The sequence below is a fragment of the Herbaspirillum sp. NPDC101396 genome, assembly GCF_044767365.1.
In the GTDB taxonomy this organism is placed as follows: domain Bacteria; phylum Pseudomonadota; class Gammaproteobacteria; order Burkholderiales; family Burkholderiaceae_D; genus Herbaspirillum.
Map to the genome: position 1 here is coordinate 857,067 of NZ_JBIWNT010000002.1, position 14,594 is coordinate 871,660.

General features: G+C 61.4%; 15 protein-coding genes. 5 read left to right on the top strand and 10 right to left on the bottom strand.

The annotated features are described in order from the left end of the window. Window positions 1-224: 224 nt before the first annotated feature. The 4 genes from ACIROY_RS08955 (at window position 225) to ACIROY_RS08970 (ending at window position 3,874) form a co-directional block, all read left to right on the top strand. Window positions 225-1,127, top strand: a complete 903-nt coding sequence (locus ACIROY_RS08955) for a LysR family transcriptional regulator (protein ID WP_402274644.1) — start codon at window positions 225-227, stop codon at window positions 1,125-1,127. A 250-nt stretch (window positions 1,128-1,377) separates the two neighbouring features. Further along, window positions 1,378-2,649, top strand: coding sequence for an ABC transporter substrate-binding protein (locus ACIROY_RS08960; RefSeq protein ID WP_402341246.1), 1,272 nt, complete (start codon window positions 1,378-1,380; stop codon window positions 2,647-2,649). A 34-nt stretch (window positions 2,650-2,683) separates the two neighbouring features. Next, on the top strand, window positions 2,684-3,127 hold the full coding sequence (locus tag ACIROY_RS08965; protein WP_402274646.1) for a cupin domain-containing protein: 444 nt from the start codon (window positions 2,684-2,686) through the stop codon (window positions 3,125-3,127). Between the two features lie 135 nt (window positions 3,128-3,262). Continuing rightward, on the top strand, window positions 3,263-3,874 hold the full coding sequence (locus ACIROY_RS08970) for a helix-turn-helix domain-containing protein (protein WP_402274649.1): 612 nt from the start codon (window positions 3,263-3,265) through the stop codon (window positions 3,872-3,874). Here the strand turns inward: ACIROY_RS08970 and mug are convergent. The 10 genes from mug to ACIROY_RS09020 form a co-directional block, all read right to left on the bottom strand. Further along, window positions 3,871-4,428, bottom strand: a complete 558-nt coding sequence (gene mug, locus ACIROY_RS08975) for a G/U mismatch-specific DNA glycosylase (protein ID WP_402274974.1) — start codon at window positions 4,426-4,428, stop codon at window positions 3,871-3,873. The two genes, ACIROY_RS08970 and mug, sit on opposite strands and share 4 nt — an antisense overlap. Before the next feature lie 160 nt (window positions 4,429-4,588). Then, window positions 4,589-6,070, bottom strand: a complete 1,482-nt coding sequence (gene rng, locus ACIROY_RS08980) for a ribonuclease G (protein WP_402341248.1) — start codon at window positions 6,068-6,070, stop codon at window positions 4,589-4,591. A gap of 74 nt (window positions 6,071-6,144) precedes the next feature. Beyond that, window positions 6,145-6,762, bottom strand: a complete 618-nt coding sequence (locus ACIROY_RS08985; protein WP_402341249.1) for a Maf family protein — start codon at window positions 6,760-6,762, stop codon at window positions 6,145-6,147. 89 nt (window positions 6,763-6,851) lie between these two features. Then, window positions 6,852-7,322 carry a 23S rRNA (pseudouridine(1915)-N(3))-methyltransferase RlmH gene (gene rlmH / locus ACIROY_RS08990; protein WP_402274655.1) on the bottom strand — a complete coding sequence of 157 codons (471 nt, stop codon included), beginning with the start codon at window positions 7,320-7,322 and terminating at the stop codon, window positions 6,852-6,854. 17 nt (window positions 7,323-7,339) lie between these two features. Beyond that, a complete protein-coding gene (gene rsfS, locus ACIROY_RS08995) occupies window positions 7,340-8,074 on the bottom strand; it encodes a ribosome silencing factor (RefSeq protein ID WP_402341251.1) in 735 nt (244 codons plus the stop codon). Then, entirely contained in the window at window positions 8,074-8,751 is a 678-nt protein-coding gene (locus ACIROY_RS09000; RefSeq protein WP_402274659.1) for a nicotinate-nucleotide adenylyltransferase, read from the bottom strand. Before ACIROY_RS09000 ends, rsfS begins: the two co-directional genes overlap by 1 nt. Further along, window positions 8,751-9,665: an oxygen-dependent coproporphyrinogen oxidase gene (gene hemF / locus ACIROY_RS09005; protein ID WP_116436779.1), complete on the bottom strand. Its 915-nt coding sequence runs from the start codon at window positions 9,663-9,665 to the stop codon at window positions 8,751-8,753. Before hemF ends, ACIROY_RS09000 begins: the two co-directional genes overlap by 1 nt. A gap of 153 nt (window positions 9,666-9,818) precedes the next feature. After that, window positions 9,819-10,676, bottom strand: a complete 858-nt coding sequence (locus tag ACIROY_RS09010; protein WP_402274663.1) for a mechanosensitive ion channel family protein — start codon at window positions 10,674-10,676, stop codon at window positions 9,819-9,821. 162 nt (window positions 10,677-10,838) lie between these two features. Continuing rightward, window positions 10,839-12,107, bottom strand: a complete 1,269-nt coding sequence (gene purD / locus ACIROY_RS09015) for a phosphoribosylamine--glycine ligase (RefSeq protein ID WP_402274666.1) — start codon at window positions 12,105-12,107, stop codon at window positions 10,839-10,841. 35 nt (window positions 12,108-12,142) lie between these two features. Then, the gene (locus tag ACIROY_RS09020) at window positions 12,143-12,868 is read right to left on the bottom strand and encodes a YebC/PmpR family DNA-binding transcriptional regulator (RefSeq protein WP_402274668.1); all 726 of its coding nucleotides are present in this window, start codon (window positions 12,866-12,868) and stop codon (window positions 12,143-12,145) included. 190 nt (window positions 12,869-13,058) lie between these two features. On the opposite strand from ACIROY_RS09020, the gene ACIROY_RS09025 reads away from it, so the two are divergent. Then, window positions 13,059-14,591 carry a helicase HerA-like C-terminal domain-containing protein gene (locus ACIROY_RS09025; RefSeq protein WP_402341253.1) on the top strand — a complete coding sequence of 511 codons (1,533 nt, stop codon included), beginning with the start codon at window positions 13,059-13,061 and terminating at the stop codon, window positions 14,589-14,591. Window positions 14,592-14,594 lie beyond the last annotated feature (3 nt).

The window sequence follows — 14,594 nt, forward strand, 5'->3', positions numbered from 1 at the left end:
CTCCCCTTTGGATTGGCGATGGATGACGAAGTGACGATCGATGACATTGACGACATGTCGGCGATGGCCATCGCCGGCAGGCAAAGCGGAGCAGCTGCGGTGTATTCGGCTTGATTACGGATCCACTGCGGATTGATTTGTGATCGTTCCGGGACCAATTTTAGGGGCATGGATATAATAGTCAACTATTAATATTTATCCACTTTCTATTAGGTTTGGTTATTATGAATTTGCGCCTGTTGAGCATCTTCCGCGCCGTCATGGCCAGCCAGAGCACCGTCGGCGCCGCGCGCACCCTGGGCATTTCGCAGCCGGCGGTCAGCAACGCCATCCGCCAGCTGGAAGAAGAACTCGGCTTCGAATTGTTCAACCGCGTCGGTAACCGCCTGGTCGCGCGCGAAGAGGCCAAGGTGCTGCTGACCGAGTCGGATGCGATGTTCCTGTTTTCGCGCAAGCTTGACGACGTCGCCGAAGATCTCAAGGAGAATCGTGTCGGCCGCATCCGCGTGACGGCCACGCCGCAGCTCGGCCACACTGTGCTGCCCGGCGCGATCCAGCGCTTCCTGGTCGAGCGGCCCAAGGTCAAGGTCTTGTGCGACGTCATCGATTCGCACAAGGTGATCGAGAGCGTCGACGCCCAGGCCGCCGATTTCGGCCTGGCGATCGCGCTCGAGCCTGAGCTCAGCGACAGCCTCAAGATGGTGCTGATGACCGACATCGAAATGGTCTGCGTGCTGCCCGCCGGCCACGCGCTGGCGGGCAAGGCGACCATCTCGCCGGAAGACCTGCGTGCGCATCCGCTGATCGCACTGGAAAGCTCGGCGCGCCTGAGTCCGATGGTGCGCGCGGCCTTCAGCCACGCGGGCGTGCCGCACCGCGCGGCGGTCGAAGTACGCTATTCGGAAACCGCCTGCCTGCTGGTGCGCGCCGGTGCCGGCGTGACGGTGGTGGACTGGTTCTCCGCCAGCACCTTGCGCCACGATCCGGCGGTGGTCATCGTGCCGTTCCGGCCGCAGATCATGGTCAACGTCTGGGCCATCTTTCCCAAGGCGCGTCCGCCGTCGCGGCTGGCGTATGCCTTGCTGGAAGAAATCAAGGACGGCATCAATGCATTGATGGAGCGCTGAGTTTCAACGCGCTGTTTTTCTTCCGTCCTTTCTTCCTCTCTTTTCTTTCCTCTGTAGTACTCCTCCTGCGCACTTCCGTGGCGCTGCTCTTCTGCGCGTCCGGCGGCTGTCGTTTCGTCCTTTTGGCGTCATGTTTCATGCAAAAAGAAAATTAAAATTGTTCATTGTATGAATAAAATATTTGCACTATAGTAAACACGGCATCACACAAAACAATGCAGGCAAGACAATAAAACAGGAGACGAGAGACATGGATACACAGATGCAAACGGCGGTACAGCCGCGCCGGTGGCGGCAAGCTCGCCGCTGGACGACGGGATTGAAGCGCACCGGACTGGCCGCGTTGCTGGCGTGCGCCTTCGCCGGCGCCCATGCGGCGCCCGGTGTTTTTTCCGGCGACGTGGTGAAGATCGGCATCCTCAACGATCAGTCGGGTTTGTACGCCGACCTGGCCGGATTGGGCTCGGTCGAGGCGGCCAAGATGGCCATCGAGGAAATGGGCGGCACGGTCGCCGGCAAAAAGATCGAGCTGGTGTCGGGCAACCACCAGAACAAGGCCGACGTCGGCGCGGTGATCGCGCGCGGCTGGTTCGACAAGGATGGCGTCGACATGATCGCCGACTTCTCGAATTCGTCGGTGGCGTTCTCGGTGCAGGGGCTGGCCGCCGAGCGCGGCAAGATCGCCATGATCGCGGCGGCGTCGTCCGATTTCACCGGCAAGTCGTGCACCGCGACCTCGGCGCAATGGGTCTACAACAGTTACACCAACGGCTACGGCCTGGCCAAGGTACTGACCGAGCAAGGCTACAACACCTGGTTCCTGCTAACGGTCGATTATGCGTTCGGCCATGCCTTCGCGAGCGACATGAAGGCGGCGATCAAGGCCGCCGGCGGCACCGTGGTCGGCGAGGCGCGCCATCCGCTCAATGCCTCCGACATGAGCTCCTTCCTGCTGCAGGCGCAGGCCTCCAAAGCCAAGATCATCGGCCTGGCCAGCGCCGGCGCCGACATGACGACGGCAATCAAGCAGGCCGGCGAGTTCGGGGTCACGACCAACCAGGCGCTGGCGGCGCCGGCGGTGTTCCTGACCGATATCCACGGCATGGGTCTCAAGGCGGCGCAGGGTTTGCGTTTCATCACGGCGTTCTACTGGGATCGCAACGAGCGTACGCGCGAGTGGGCCAAGCGCTTCTACCAGCGCCGCAAGGCCATGCCGACCATGACCCAGGCGGGCGTGTATTCCTCCGTGCTGCATTACCTCAAGGCGGTCAAGGCGGCCAACACCGACAACGCCGCCGAGGTCATGAAGAAGATGCGCGAGCTGCCGGTCGACGACATGTTTGCGCAAAACGGCCATTTGCGTGAAGACGGCCAGATGGTGCACGACATGTTCCTGGTCGAGGTCAAGAAACCGTCGGAATCGAAAGCGCCATGGGATTACTACAAGGTGCTTTCCACCATCCCGGGCGACAAGATCTTCAAGCCGCTGGCACAGAGCGATTGCCCGCTGGTCAAGAAATGATCCGCATTAATCCGAATTAACCAAGGAGATGACGATGTCTGAAGTTGCAAAAAAATCCGAACAGAAAGATCCGCCGCCGCAGGTACGGCACGTCGACGAGATGGAATGGGAAACCATTCGCTGGCCTGGCGAAACCGGCAAGATGCTGTTCCACCCGAGTGAAGAAAATCCGACGGCGCCGAACGCCGGCCTGCTGCGGCTGGCGCCGGGTGCGCATCATCCGTGGCATCGCCACGATTTCGCCCAGGTCTGGTACATCCTCGAGGGCGAGTTCACCATCGGCGGCAGGGTGTGCACGCCCGGCACCATGCTGTGCCACGGTGACCCGCATTGCGAAGAAGAATTGCATACGGAGCATGGCGGCGTGATTCTCATCGTGCAGTATCCGGGTCCGACCACGGGCGGCCGGCCGATCTACGACAAGCGCTTCAACATGAAAAAACGCATTGAAGTCGCCTTGGAGCGCACGGACATCTGAGCGGAAAAAAATCCCCGTACTCAGCTGCGGTAAAAACGGTCGCATGGACGCATGCGGCCGTTTGTCTTTGCTGCGCATGAGGACGGGTACAATGCCGGAAACAGGCGCAGGCCTGCGTCTCTCACCAAAAAAAGCATGGATAATCCAGAACTTGTAGCGATACAGATCGGCAGCCGCATCCGCGAATGCCGGCGTGCGAAGAACATCACCTTGCAAGTCCTGAGCGACGAGACGGCGCTCTCCACCGGCTTCCTGTCAAAGCTGGAGCGCGGTGAAGCCAGCGCCTCGATCGCCAACCTGATCTCGATATCGAAGTACCTCGGCTTGTCTCTGCAGGACCTGTTCCAGACGTCCACCGAAACAGTGCCGCCGCCGCCCGACTATGTCCTGTCCAAGGCCAAGGCGCGCAACGACGAGGCGCCGTTGTCGGCGGCCGGGTATACCTTCCATCGCTCCTGCGGCGACTTGCCGGGGCAGCAGCTGGCGGCGTTCGAACTGGAATTTCCCGCCAACCAGGAAGCCCAGCCGGTGCTGGTGTCGCATGAAGGCGAAGAGGTGCTGTACATGCTCGACGGTAAACTGGAATTCCATATCGGCGACGACGTGCTGATTCTGGAGCGCGGCGATTGCCTGCATTTCAACTGCGAAAAGCCGCACATGGGGCGCAACATCGGCGCCAAGACTGCGCGCCTGATGATGGTGGTGTCGAGCGCGTCGCCGATCAAGCGGCGCTTCGGCAAGGGCTAGGCAATCGCGCAGGCTGCTGTTTGCCGCTCGCTCTTCGCAAGTTCCTCGCGCAACTCCCGGTAAGCCTGCACCAGCATCTCCTGGCTGAATCCGCGATTCAGTCCGCTGGGATTCGGCAAGAGCCACACCATCGTGCCGCCGAACCTTTCCGACTGTTTTCCCCAACCGACTTTGGGCTGTCCCGTAATGGCCTGATACGCAGGCTTGCCCAAGAACGCCAGGCACTTCGGTCTGATCTGTTCGATCTTCTTGCGCAGTGTTTCGGCGGAACGAATGAACTCATCTCGCACCAACTCATCGGCCCGCGCAGTCGGCCGCTCGACCACTGTCGTCAGGCCGCAGCGATGATCCAGAATGTTGCGATCGTCAAGCGGATCGATGAGCCCGGGCGTGAAACCGGACAGATGCACGGTCTTCCAGAAACGATTGCTCCTGCCCATGAAATGGTGCCCGCTCGCTGCTGCGCGCAGGCCCGGATTGATGCCGCAGAAGACGACGTCGAGACCGGGGGAAAGAAGATCGGGAAGAGAGGAGGCTACAGTAACGGATGGCATCATGGCGGCGCTGTCTGGACATAATCAAGGTGCGGAGGTGAGATCGAGGATCTCCGCAACGACGCTGATTATGGGCAAGGATGAGCGCAGGAACAACCGCTGTCATGTGTTGTTATCGGCCATTCCACGCCTGATTCGGGCCATCCTTCTGGCACGCCTCTTACATCAGGATGATGTCGTACTGCTCCTGCTGATAATCGGTCTGCACCTGCAATGAAATCGGCTTCTTGATGAAATCGCCGAGCATGGCCAGGTGTTGCGATTCTTCTTCGAGGAACATGTCGACCACCACCTGTGCGGCAAGGATGCGGAATTCGCGTGGGTTGAACTGCTTGGCTTCGCGCAGCACCTCGCGCAGGATTTCGTAGCAGACCGTACGCGAGGTCTTGACCTGGCCCTTGCCTTTGCAGGCCGGGCAGGTCTCGCACAGGATGTGCGCCAGCGATTCGCGCGTGCGCTTGCGGGTCATTTCCACCAGCCCCAGAGCTGAAAAATTGGACACCGAAATCTTGGTGCGGTCGCGGTGCAACGCCTTGTTCAGTTCCAAGAGCACGGCGCTGCGGTGCTCGAGGTTTTCCATGTCGATGAAGTCGAGGATGATGATGCCGCCCAGATTGCGCAAGCGCAGCTGGCGTGCGATCGCGTGCGCGGCTTCCAGGTTGGTCTTGAAGATGGTGTCGTCGAAGTTGCGGCCGTTGACGAAGCTGCCGGTATTGACGTCGATGGTGGTCATCGCTTCGGTCTGGTCGACGATCAGGTAGCCGCCCGACTTGAGGTCGACGCGGCGTCCCAGCGCGCGTTCGATTTCTTCTTCCACGCCGTACAGGTCGAACAGCGGGCGTTCGCCGCGGTAGTGCATCAGCTTGGGCAGCACCGATGGCGTGTAGAGCGTGCCGAACTCCTGCAGCATCTGGAAGTTCTCGCGCGAGTCGACCTGGATGTTCGAGGTGTCGTCGCTGACGAAATCGCGCAGCACGCGCTGGGCCAGGCTCAGGTCCTGGTACATCAGCGTCGGCGCGGGTTTGGTCTTGGTCTGGGCAATGATGCTGGCCCAGGTCTTGCGCAGGTATTCGACATCCATCTGCAGGTCGGCGTCGGAGGCGTCTTCGGCCATGGTGCGGATGATGAAGCCGCCTTTTTCTTCCGGCGGCAGCAGGCTCTGCACTTTGCTGCGCAGCAGTTCGCGTTCGGCTTCGTTCTCGATGCGCTGCGAAATGCCGATGTGCTTGTCCTGCGGCAGGTAGACCAGCATGCGGCCGGCAATCGAGATCTGCGTCGACAGGCGCGCGCCCTTGGTGCCGATCGGATCCTTGATCACCTGCACAGTGATGGTCTGGCCGTCGAACAGCAGTTTTTCGATCGGGACCTGCGGCGTGCTCTGGCCATGCTGGCCGTGCTGTCCATCATGCGGCTTGGCTTCCCAGATGTCGGCGACATGCAGGAAGGCGGCGCGCTCGAGGCCAATGTCGATGAAGGCCGATTGCATGCCGGGCAGCACGCGCACGACTTTGCCGAGGTAGACGTTGCCGGCCAAGCCGCGCGACAGCGTGCGCTCGATGTGCAGCTCTTGCACCGCGCCTTGCAGGATGAGCGCCACGCGCGTCTCCTGCGGCGTGATGTTGATCAGGATGTCTTCGTTCATGGTCTGGTGACCCTAAAAATGGTGAATGCTGGAAAGGGCTGGCCCGGACGGATAGGGAAGCCGTCCGCTGCAGCTCACAATGTGGCTTGCGGCAAGATGCGCATGCCGGTCTTCTGCAGCAATTGCGCGGTCTCGAACAGCGGCAGGCCCATGATGCCGGAATGACTGCCGGCGATGTCCTTGATGAACACTGACGCCAGGCCTTGGATGCCGTAGCCGCCGGCCTTGTCGAACGGCTCCTGGGTCGAGCAGTAGGCGCGGATCATGTCGTCGGTCAGCGCTTCGAAGGCGACGTCGGAATATTGCGTGATCTGCCACATCTGTTCCTGGAAGGCCACCGCGACGCTGGTCAGCACCTGGTGCGTGCGGCCGGACAGGCGCGTGATCATCTCGACGGCTTCCCTGACATCGACCGGTTTGCCAAGGATCAGGTCGTCCACCACCACGGTGGTGTCGGCCGACAGGATGGGGCGCATCGGCAATTGCCGGTACAGCATGGTCTGGCGTGCGCTGAGGAGTTTGTCGCGGGTGACGCGGGCGACGTAGTCGGCCGGCTTCTCGTTCGGCAGAACTTGCTCGTCGACTTCCTTGTCGTTGAGCAGCAATTCGAAATCGATGCCGATCTGGCGCAGCAGTTCGCGCCGGCGGGGACTCTTGGAGGCGAGGTAGATTTTTTTGTCAGCAAGTTTCATGAAGCAACACTTCTCAGTATTTATCCGTACAACATCTTCGAATCGTTGAAGGCGTTGTGCTTGCTTGTTTTTCTTACCTGATCGGTTTCCTATACGCGGTGATACGGATGATTCTGCGTAATCGACCAGGCGCGGTACAACTGTTCCGCCAGCAGCACGCGCACCATGCCGTGCGGCAGCGTCAGGCTGGAGATGCGCACCAGCATGTCGGCATTGGCCTTGAGGCCTGGATCGAGCCCGTCGGCGCCGCCGATGACGAAGGCGACGTCGCGGCCGTCCTGCTGCCATTGCACCAGCAACTGCGACAGCTGCATCGAGGTGATGTCCTTGCCGTGCTCGTCCAGCGCCACGACGCGCGCGCCTTTCGGCAGCGCTGCTTCGATTTTGCTGCGTTCCTGCGACATCACGGTTTCTGCGGTCCTGCTGCCGGAGCGTTCGATCGGTTTGATTTCTTTCAACAGGACCCGGCATTCGGCCGGCATCCGCTTGGCGTATTCATTAAATCCCGATTCGATCCAGCCCGGCATTTTGTGGCCGACGGCGGCAATGATGAGCTGCATGGCTCACACTACCGGGGTCAGGCCTTGGCTTTTGGACGTGCCGGACGCTTGGCCGCGGCCGCTTTCTTCGACGCCACGGCGCTTTTCGGCATGGCGACCTTGACGGTGGTGCCGACTGCTTTTTTAGCCGGGGCCTTGCGCTTTACCGCCGTGCCGGTGCCGGCGGCAGCCTTGTTCTTGGCTGCGCTGAGCGTGGTCGAGGCGCGTGGCGCACGAGTGGTCTTCGGCGCCGGCTTGGCGTCGGTGGTGACCGAGGTGGCGCGCGGCTTGCGTGCCGGTTTCTTCGGTGCGTCGTCGTCGATGGCCTGGCTGGCTTCAACCGCTTCGGCTTGCTCGCGGGTGCGGCGGATCTTGGCCGGCTTTTCGTCTTCGGATGCCTTCTTGGCGGCGGCGCTGGAGGCGACGCGCTTGGCAGCACCCATCTTCACTTCCTTGTCGCCCCAGATTTCTTCCAGGCGGTAGTAGGCGCGGATGGCCGGCTGCATGATATGGACGATCATGTCGCCCAGATCGACCAGCACCCATTCGCCGGTGTCTTCGCCTTCGACGCTGACGACATTGCCGCCCTTGGCCTTGACCTTGTCGCGCACCGAAGCGGCCAGCGCCTTGGTCTGGCGGTTCGAAGTGCCGGAGGCGATCGCCACGCGGTCGAACAGGCTGGTCAGGTGAGTGGTGTCATAGATCTTGATGTCCTGAGCTTTGACGTCTTCCAGCGCGTCGACGACGGCGGTTTGCAGTTTTTTGATATCCATTAGTTTTGATAGAGATGATGTTGTTCGATATAGTCTAGCACCCTCGCCGGGATCAGCGACTCCGGTCTTTCGCCGCGTTGCAGCAAGGAACGGATCTCGGTCGATGAAATGTCGACGTCGAGACTGGATGCCAGATAGGCTTTGCCGTGCGAGGTGGTGCGTATTTCCTTTTCAGTGCCGGCACGGCGTGTAAATTCCTGCATGACAATATCCGGCACCTGCGCAGCGTCGATACCGAAGCCCGGGCGCGAAGCGGCGCACAGGTGGGCGTAATCGAACAGCTGTTGCCAGCCTTGCCAGGTATCCAGATGCTGCAATTGGTCTGCGCCCATCAGGAAAACGATGGAGACCTCGGGACCGAGCTCGGCGCGCAAGGCCTGCAAGGTATCGATGGTGTAAGTTGCCGTCGTGCGGCGAATTTCCTGTTGGTCAATCACCACAGGAACGTGTTCATGGCTGAACGCCAGTCCGACCATTTCCACGCGTTGCGCCGCCGTCGCCTGCAAACCGTGCTTCTGCCACGGGTTGCCGGCCGGAATCACGCGCAGCTCGTCCGGCTGCAGCAGCTCGACGAAATGATCGCCCAGCGCGACGTGGCCGTTGTGCACGGGATCGAAGCTGCCGCCCAGAATGGCGATACAGCGCGTGGCTTGCACGGGCAAGGGGGCTGTGACCATCAAATCCATTCCTTGTGCGGCAGGAAGTCGCTGTACAGCTGCGCTTCCGGGCTGCCGTCTTGCGGCTGCCAGTTATAGCGCCACTTCACCACCGGCGGCATCGACATCAGGATCGATTCGGTGCGTCCGCCCGATTGCAGGCCGAACAGCGTGCCGCGGTCGAACACCAGGTTGAACTCGACATAACGTCCGCGTCGATAGGCTTGGAAATCCCGTTCACGTTCGCCGTAAGGCGTGTCCTTGCGCTGCTCCAGGATCGGCAGGTAGGCGCCGATAAAGCTGTCGCCGACGCTGCGCATCAGCGCAAAACTGTCGTCCAGCGGCAGCGCGTTGAAATCATCAAAGAAAATCCCGCCGACGCCGCGCGCTTCCTTGCGATGCTTCAGGTAAAAATAGTCGTCGCACCACTTCTTGAAGCGCGGATGCAGTTCGTTACCGAACGGCGCCAGCGCATCGCGGCAGCTGCGGTGGAAATGGGTCGCGTCTTCCGCGAAGCCGTAATACGGCGTCAGGTCCATGCCGCCGCCGAACCACCAGACCGGCTCCTGGTTCTGGCCGTCCGCTTTGGCGACGAAGAAGCGCACATTCATGTGCACCGTCGGCGCATAGGGATTGCGCGGATGCAGCACCAGCGACACGCCCATGGCTTCCCATTCGCGACCGGCGATTTCCGGACGGTTGGCCGCCGCTGAGGGAGGCAGGTTCTTGCCCATCACGTGCGAAAAACCGACGCCGCCGCGTTCAAATACATTGCCTTCTTCGATGATGCGCGAAGTCCCGCCGCCGCCTTCAGGGCGTTCCCAGGAATCGGTGAGGAAGGATTTGCCGTCAACTCCTTCCAGCGCCGCGACAATGCGTTGCTGGAGGTCTTGCAGATAGGCTTTAATGGTTGAGGCGGTGGCGGTTGCTGTCACGGAGTATCGTCGCTGCTAGGGGGCGTGGGGGGCAGCCGCAAAGGCGCTCTTGGTGCACGCAAGAAAAATTACCCCCGCGATTGTACCCTGACGGAGCCGTCAGCGGGTAGCCCGAAGCCGTTTAGGCGGCTTCGGAGCAGGCTTTTGGTGGGTTTAGGTGGCGCTTGGCGGGACGGATGCCGCCGGCTCAGACGGATTCGGATTGGCAACACTGACCTGATATGTGGCAGGCGCCGGCCAACCCGCTTCTGCGCAGGTTTGCGCGATGGCGCGGTTGGTGTCGTTGTAGACCTGGCCGAAATTCGGTGTCGGGGCGAACAGGCGCACTGCCAGCAGGGTGCCGGTGGTGTTGAATTCCTGGATCACCACGGCTGGCGCCGGATCGACCAGCACATTCGGGATCTGCGCCACTTTTGTACTCAGGCGCGTGATGGCCTCGGCCGGATCGACGCCATAGGCGATCTGGCAGCGCAAGTCGACACGTCGGGTCGGCTGGACGTTGTAATTGGTGATGATGTCGGAGAACAACTTGTTGTTGCCGATGATCACACGCAGATTGTTGTCGGTCAGCATGGTCGTGGTGACCAGGCCAATGTCAGTGACGGTGCCGGTCTGGCCCGCCGCCGTGATGTAGTCGCCGACCTTGAACGGACGCAGCACCACCAGGAAGATGCCGGCCGCGAAATTCGACAGCAGGCCCGACCAGGCCACGCCCAGCGCCACACCGACCGCGCCGATCATGGCCGCGAACGAGGTGGTAGGCACGCCGCACACTTCCAGGATGCCCATCACCAGAAGTACGCGCAAGACCACGTGGATCGCCGAAATGGCGTAGTTCACCAGTGTTGGTTCGAGCTGGCGCGCGGTCAGCACGCGCCGCACCACCTTGGCGAAGGTGCCGATCAGCATGCCGCCGACGAACCAGATGACCAGCGCCGCCAGGACCTTGAGGCCGAACGGCACCAGATAGAGATTAATCAGGTTGTCGAGGTTGAGCAGGTGTTGTTGCATGCGGTTTTCCTGTGTTGAATGCGTTGTTGACCGGGATTAGGTGCTTACGGGCCGTTTTTGTTGCAGATTTTTAGCTATTTTATGAAAAACGGGCAGTTTCAAAGCAAAAAACCTCGCAAAACCCAAAGTTTGCGAGGTTTTTCACGATTCCGGATGCCGTAATCAGCGCTTGATCGCGCGCCAGCCGATGTCGCGGCGCAGTTGCGCGCCTTCGAAATGGATCAGGTCGGTGACGGCGTAGGCCTGTTTCTGCGCTACCTTGACGCTGTCGCCCAGACCGACCACGCACAGCACGCGGCCGCCCGAAGTGGTCAGCTTGTCGCCGGTCAAGGTGGTGCCTGCATGGAAGGTGACGCAATCGTCGGTTTCCGCCGGAATGTCGGTGATCAGGTCGCCCTTGCGCGGCGCATCCGGATAGCCGGCGGCAGCCATCACCACGCCCAGCGCGGTGCGGCGGTCCCATTCCAGTTCGATGGTGTCGAGCGTGCCGTTGACGGCATGTTCCATCACGGCCAGCAGGTCGGTCTTGAGGCGCGCCATGATCGGCTGTGTCTCGGGATCGCCCATGCGGCAGTTGAATTCCAGCGTCTTCGGATTGCCCTTGTCGTCGATCATCAGGCCGGCATACAGGAAGCCGGAGAACGGGATGCCGTCCTTGGCCATGCCTTGCACGGTCGGCACGATGATTTCGCGCATCACGCGCGCGTGCAGCGCCGGCGTCACGATCGGGGCAGGGGAGTACGCACCCATGCCGCCGGTGTTCGGACCCTGGTCGTTGTCTTGCAGGCGTTTGTGGTCCTGGCTGGTGGCCAGCGGCAGAATGTTCTTGCCGTCCACCATGACGATGAAGCTGGCTTCTTCGCCGGCCAGGAATTCTTCGATCACGACGCGCGCGCCGGCGTCGCCGAGCTTGTTGTCCGACAGCATCATGTCGACCGCGCCGTGCGCTTCTTCCAATGTCAGCGCAACGACCACACCCTTGCCGGCGGCCAGACCGTCGGCCTTGATGACGATCGGTGCGCCCTTCTGGTCGACGTAGTCATGGGCCGCCTTGACGTCGGAGAAGGTCTGGTATTCAGCGGTCGGGATCGCATGGCGCTTCATGAAGGACTTGGAGAAATCCTTCGAGCTTTCCAGTTGCGCGGCTTCCTTGGTGGGGCCGAAGATCTTCAGGCCACGGGCGCGGAAAAGGTTGACGATGCCGGCGGCCAGCGGGACTTCCGGACCGACCACGGTCAGCGCGACGTGTTCTTTTTCGACGAAGTCGGCGAGTTCGTTCAGATCGGTGATCGCCACGTTCTGCAGGCGCTCGTCGAGCGCGGTGCCGCCGTTGCCCGGGGCAACGTAGACGGTTTGGATGCGCGGCGATTGAGCGATTTTCCAGGCCAGTGCGTGTTCACGACCACCGGAGCCAACAACGAGAATTTTCATGATAGGGACTAGGTAAGAATGGTTGGCCGGCGGCTTTAATTTTCAATAACGGCGTTGCTGTAAATCTCTTGCACGTCGTCGAGGTTTTCCAGTGCATCCAGCAGTTTTTGCATCTTGACGGCGTCGTCGCCGGTGAAGACGGTTTCGGTCGCGGGCTTCATGATGATTTCGGCCATCTCGGCCTTGAAGCCGGCTTTTTCCATCGCGGCCTTGACGGCGCTGAAGTCGTGCGGCGGCGTCAACACTTCGATGCCGCCTTCGTCGTCGGTGAGGACGTCATCGGCGCCGGCTTCGAGCGCGGCTTCCATGATGGCGTCTTCGCTCACGCCGGGCGCGTACAGCAACTGGCCGCAGTGCTTGAACATGAACGACACCGAACCTTCGGTGCCCATGTTGCCGCCGTATTTGGAAAACGCGTGGCGCACGTCGGCCACGGTGCGGATGCGGTTGTCGGTCATGCAGTCGACGATGATGGCGGCGCCGTTGATGCCGTAGCCCTCGTAGCGGACTTCTTCGTAGTTGACGCCGTCCAGGGTGCCGTTGCCGCGCTGGATGGCGCGGGTGACGTTGTCCTTGGGCATGTTGGCGTCGGCGGCCTTGTCGACGGCCAGGCGCAGGCGCGGGTTGGCGTCCACGTCGCCGCCGCCCATGCGGGCCGCCACGGTGATTTCCTTGATGAGGCGCGTCCAGATCTTGCCGCGCTTTTCGTCCTGACGGCCTTTACGATGCTGAATATTGGCCCATTTGCTGTGTCCAGCCATGATGAATCTTTCCTGCCTTGATGGAACGCGCTCCGTCCGGATGGGCGCGAAATTCGGCGGACTCTGCCTGAACTTCGCGTGAATATCGCGAATTGACGAAGGGGGTTCTAGTTATAATCGACCGAGGATTTTACCATATCGCCCGACCTCCAAGCCCATCACCGGCCTTCTCTCTTATTGATTTTCTATCATGATCAAGCCACTTTTCATCGCCAAAAATCAGACTCAGGAACTGGCCCTGCTGCCCAATCTGGTCAACCGCCACGGTTGCATCACCGGCGCCACCGGCACCGGCAAGACGGTCACCCTGCAAGTGGTGGCGCAGGCGCTCTCGGACATCGGCGTGCCGGTGTTCATGGCCGACGTCAAGGGCGACCTGTCGGGGCTGTCCAAAGCCGGCGTGCTGTCGGCCAAGGGCAAGGAGCGCCTGAGCTCGCTCGGCATGGATGAGCCGGCCTGGGAAGCCTTGCCGGTGACCTTCTGGGACGTCTTCGGCGAAAAGGGCCATCCGGTGCGCGCGACCATTTCCGACATGGGGCCGCTGATGATTGCGCGCATGCTCAATCTGAACGACACCCAGGAAGGCGTACTGCAACTGGTCTTCAAGATCGCCGACGACAACGGCCTGTTGCTGCTCGACACCAAGGATCTGCGCGCCATGCTGCAGCACGTCGGCGACAACGCCGCCACCTTCAAGACCGAATACGGCAACATCTCCGCCGCCAGCATCGGCGCCATCCAGCGCGGCCTGATCGGCATCGAGGAGCAGGGCGGCGACAAGTTCTTCGGCGAGCCCATGCTCAACATCGAAGACTGGATGCAGACCGACGCCAAGGGCAAAGGGGTGATCAACATTCTTGCCGCCGACAAGCTGCTCAACGCGCCGCGGCTGTATTCGACTTTCCTGCTGTGGATGCTGTCCGAGCTGTTCGAGCACCTGCCCGAAGTCGGCGACCTCGACAAGCCCAAGCTGGTGTTCTTCTTCGACGAGGCGCACCTGTTGTTCGACGAAGCGCCCAAGCCGCTGCTGCAAAAGATCGAGCAGGTGGTGCGCCTGATTCGCTCCAAGGGCGTCGGCGTGTTCTTCGTCACGCAAAATCCGCTGGATATTCCCGACACCGTGCTGGGCCAGCTCGGCAACCGCGTGCAGCATGCCTTGCGCGCCTACACGCCGCGCGACCAGAAGGCCGTCCAGGCCGCCGCCGAGACCTTCCGCGCCAATCCGCAATTGAATACCGCGACCGCCATCACCGAACTCGGCGTGGGCGAAGCGCTGGTGTCCTTCCTCGACGAAAAGGGTCGTCCCAACATCGTCGAGCGCGCTTACATTTTGATGCCGGGTTCGCAGATCGGCCCGATCGCCGACGACGAGCGCAAGGCCTTCATTGCCTCGTCCGTGGTGGCCGGCGTCTACGAAAAAGCCGTCGACCGCGAATCGGCCTACGAAAAACTCAAGGGCCGCGCCGCGCAGCAACCGGGCAATGCGCCGGCCGGTGCGCCTTCTACAGTCCCGACCGAGCCGGAATCATCGGGCGGCGGAGGCGGCCTTGGCGACCTGCTCAAGGACGCCGCCGGCGGCTTCTTCGGCAACAGCGCCGGTGGCAAGAGCCGTCGCGAGTCGCCCGTCGAAGCGATGGTCAAGTCCGCGGCGCGCAGCATCGGCTCGCAGGTCGGTCGTGAAATCATTCGCGGCGTGCTCGGGTCGCTGCTCAAGAAGCGCTGACCG

Excerpts from the sequence above, each read along its gene's own strand:
- ACIROY_RS08955 (WP_402274644.1), top strand. The coding sequence starts at position 225 with ATGAATTTGCGCCTGTTGAGCATCTTCCGCGCCGTCATGGCCAGCCAG.
- ACIROY_RS08960 (WP_402341246.1), top strand. The coding sequence starts at position 1,378 with ATGGATACACAGATGCAAACGGCGGTACAGCCGCGCCGGTGGCGGCAA.
- ACIROY_RS08965 (WP_402274646.1), top strand. The coding sequence starts at position 2,684 with ATGTCTGAAGTTGCAAAAAAATCCGAACAGAAAGATCCGCCGCCGCAG.
- ACIROY_RS08970 (WP_402274649.1), top strand. The coding sequence starts at position 3,263 with ATGGATAATCCAGAACTTGTAGCGATACAGATCGGCAGCCGCATCCGC.
- mug (WP_402274974.1), bottom strand. The coding sequence starts at position 4,428 with ATGCCATCCGTTACTGTAGCCTCCTCTCTTCCCGATCTTCTTTCCCCC.
- rng (WP_402341248.1), bottom strand. The coding sequence starts at position 6,070 with ATGAACGAAGACATCCTGATCAACATCACGCCGCAGGAGACGCGCGTG.
- ACIROY_RS08985 (WP_402341249.1), bottom strand. The coding sequence starts at position 6,762 with ATGAAACTTGCTGACAAAAAAATCTACCTCGCCTCCAAGAGTCCCCGC.
- rlmH (WP_402274655.1), bottom strand. The coding sequence starts at position 7,322 with ATGCAGCTCATCATTGCCGCCGTCGGCCACAAAATGCCGGGCTGGATC.
- rsfS (WP_402341251.1), bottom strand. The coding sequence starts at position 8,074 with ATGGATATCAAAAAACTGCAAACCGCCGTCGTCGACGCGCTGGAAGAC.
- ACIROY_RS09000 (WP_402274659.1), bottom strand. The coding sequence starts at position 8,751 with ATGGTCACAGCCCCCTTGCCCGTGCAAGCCACGCGCTGTATCGCCATT.
- ACIROY_RS09010 (WP_402274663.1), bottom strand. The coding sequence starts at position 10,676 with ATGCAACAACACCTGCTCAACCTCGACAACCTGATTAATCTCTATCTG.
- purD (WP_402274666.1), bottom strand. The coding sequence starts at position 12,107 with ATGAAAATTCTCGTTGTTGGCTCCGGTGGTCGTGAACACGCACTGGCC.
- ACIROY_RS09020 (WP_402274668.1), bottom strand. The coding sequence starts at position 12,868 with ATGGCTGGACACAGCAAATGGGCCAATATTCAGCATCGTAAAGGCCGT.
- ACIROY_RS09025 (WP_402341253.1), top strand. The coding sequence starts at position 13,059 with ATGATCAAGCCACTTTTCATCGCCAAAAATCAGACTCAGGAACTGGCC.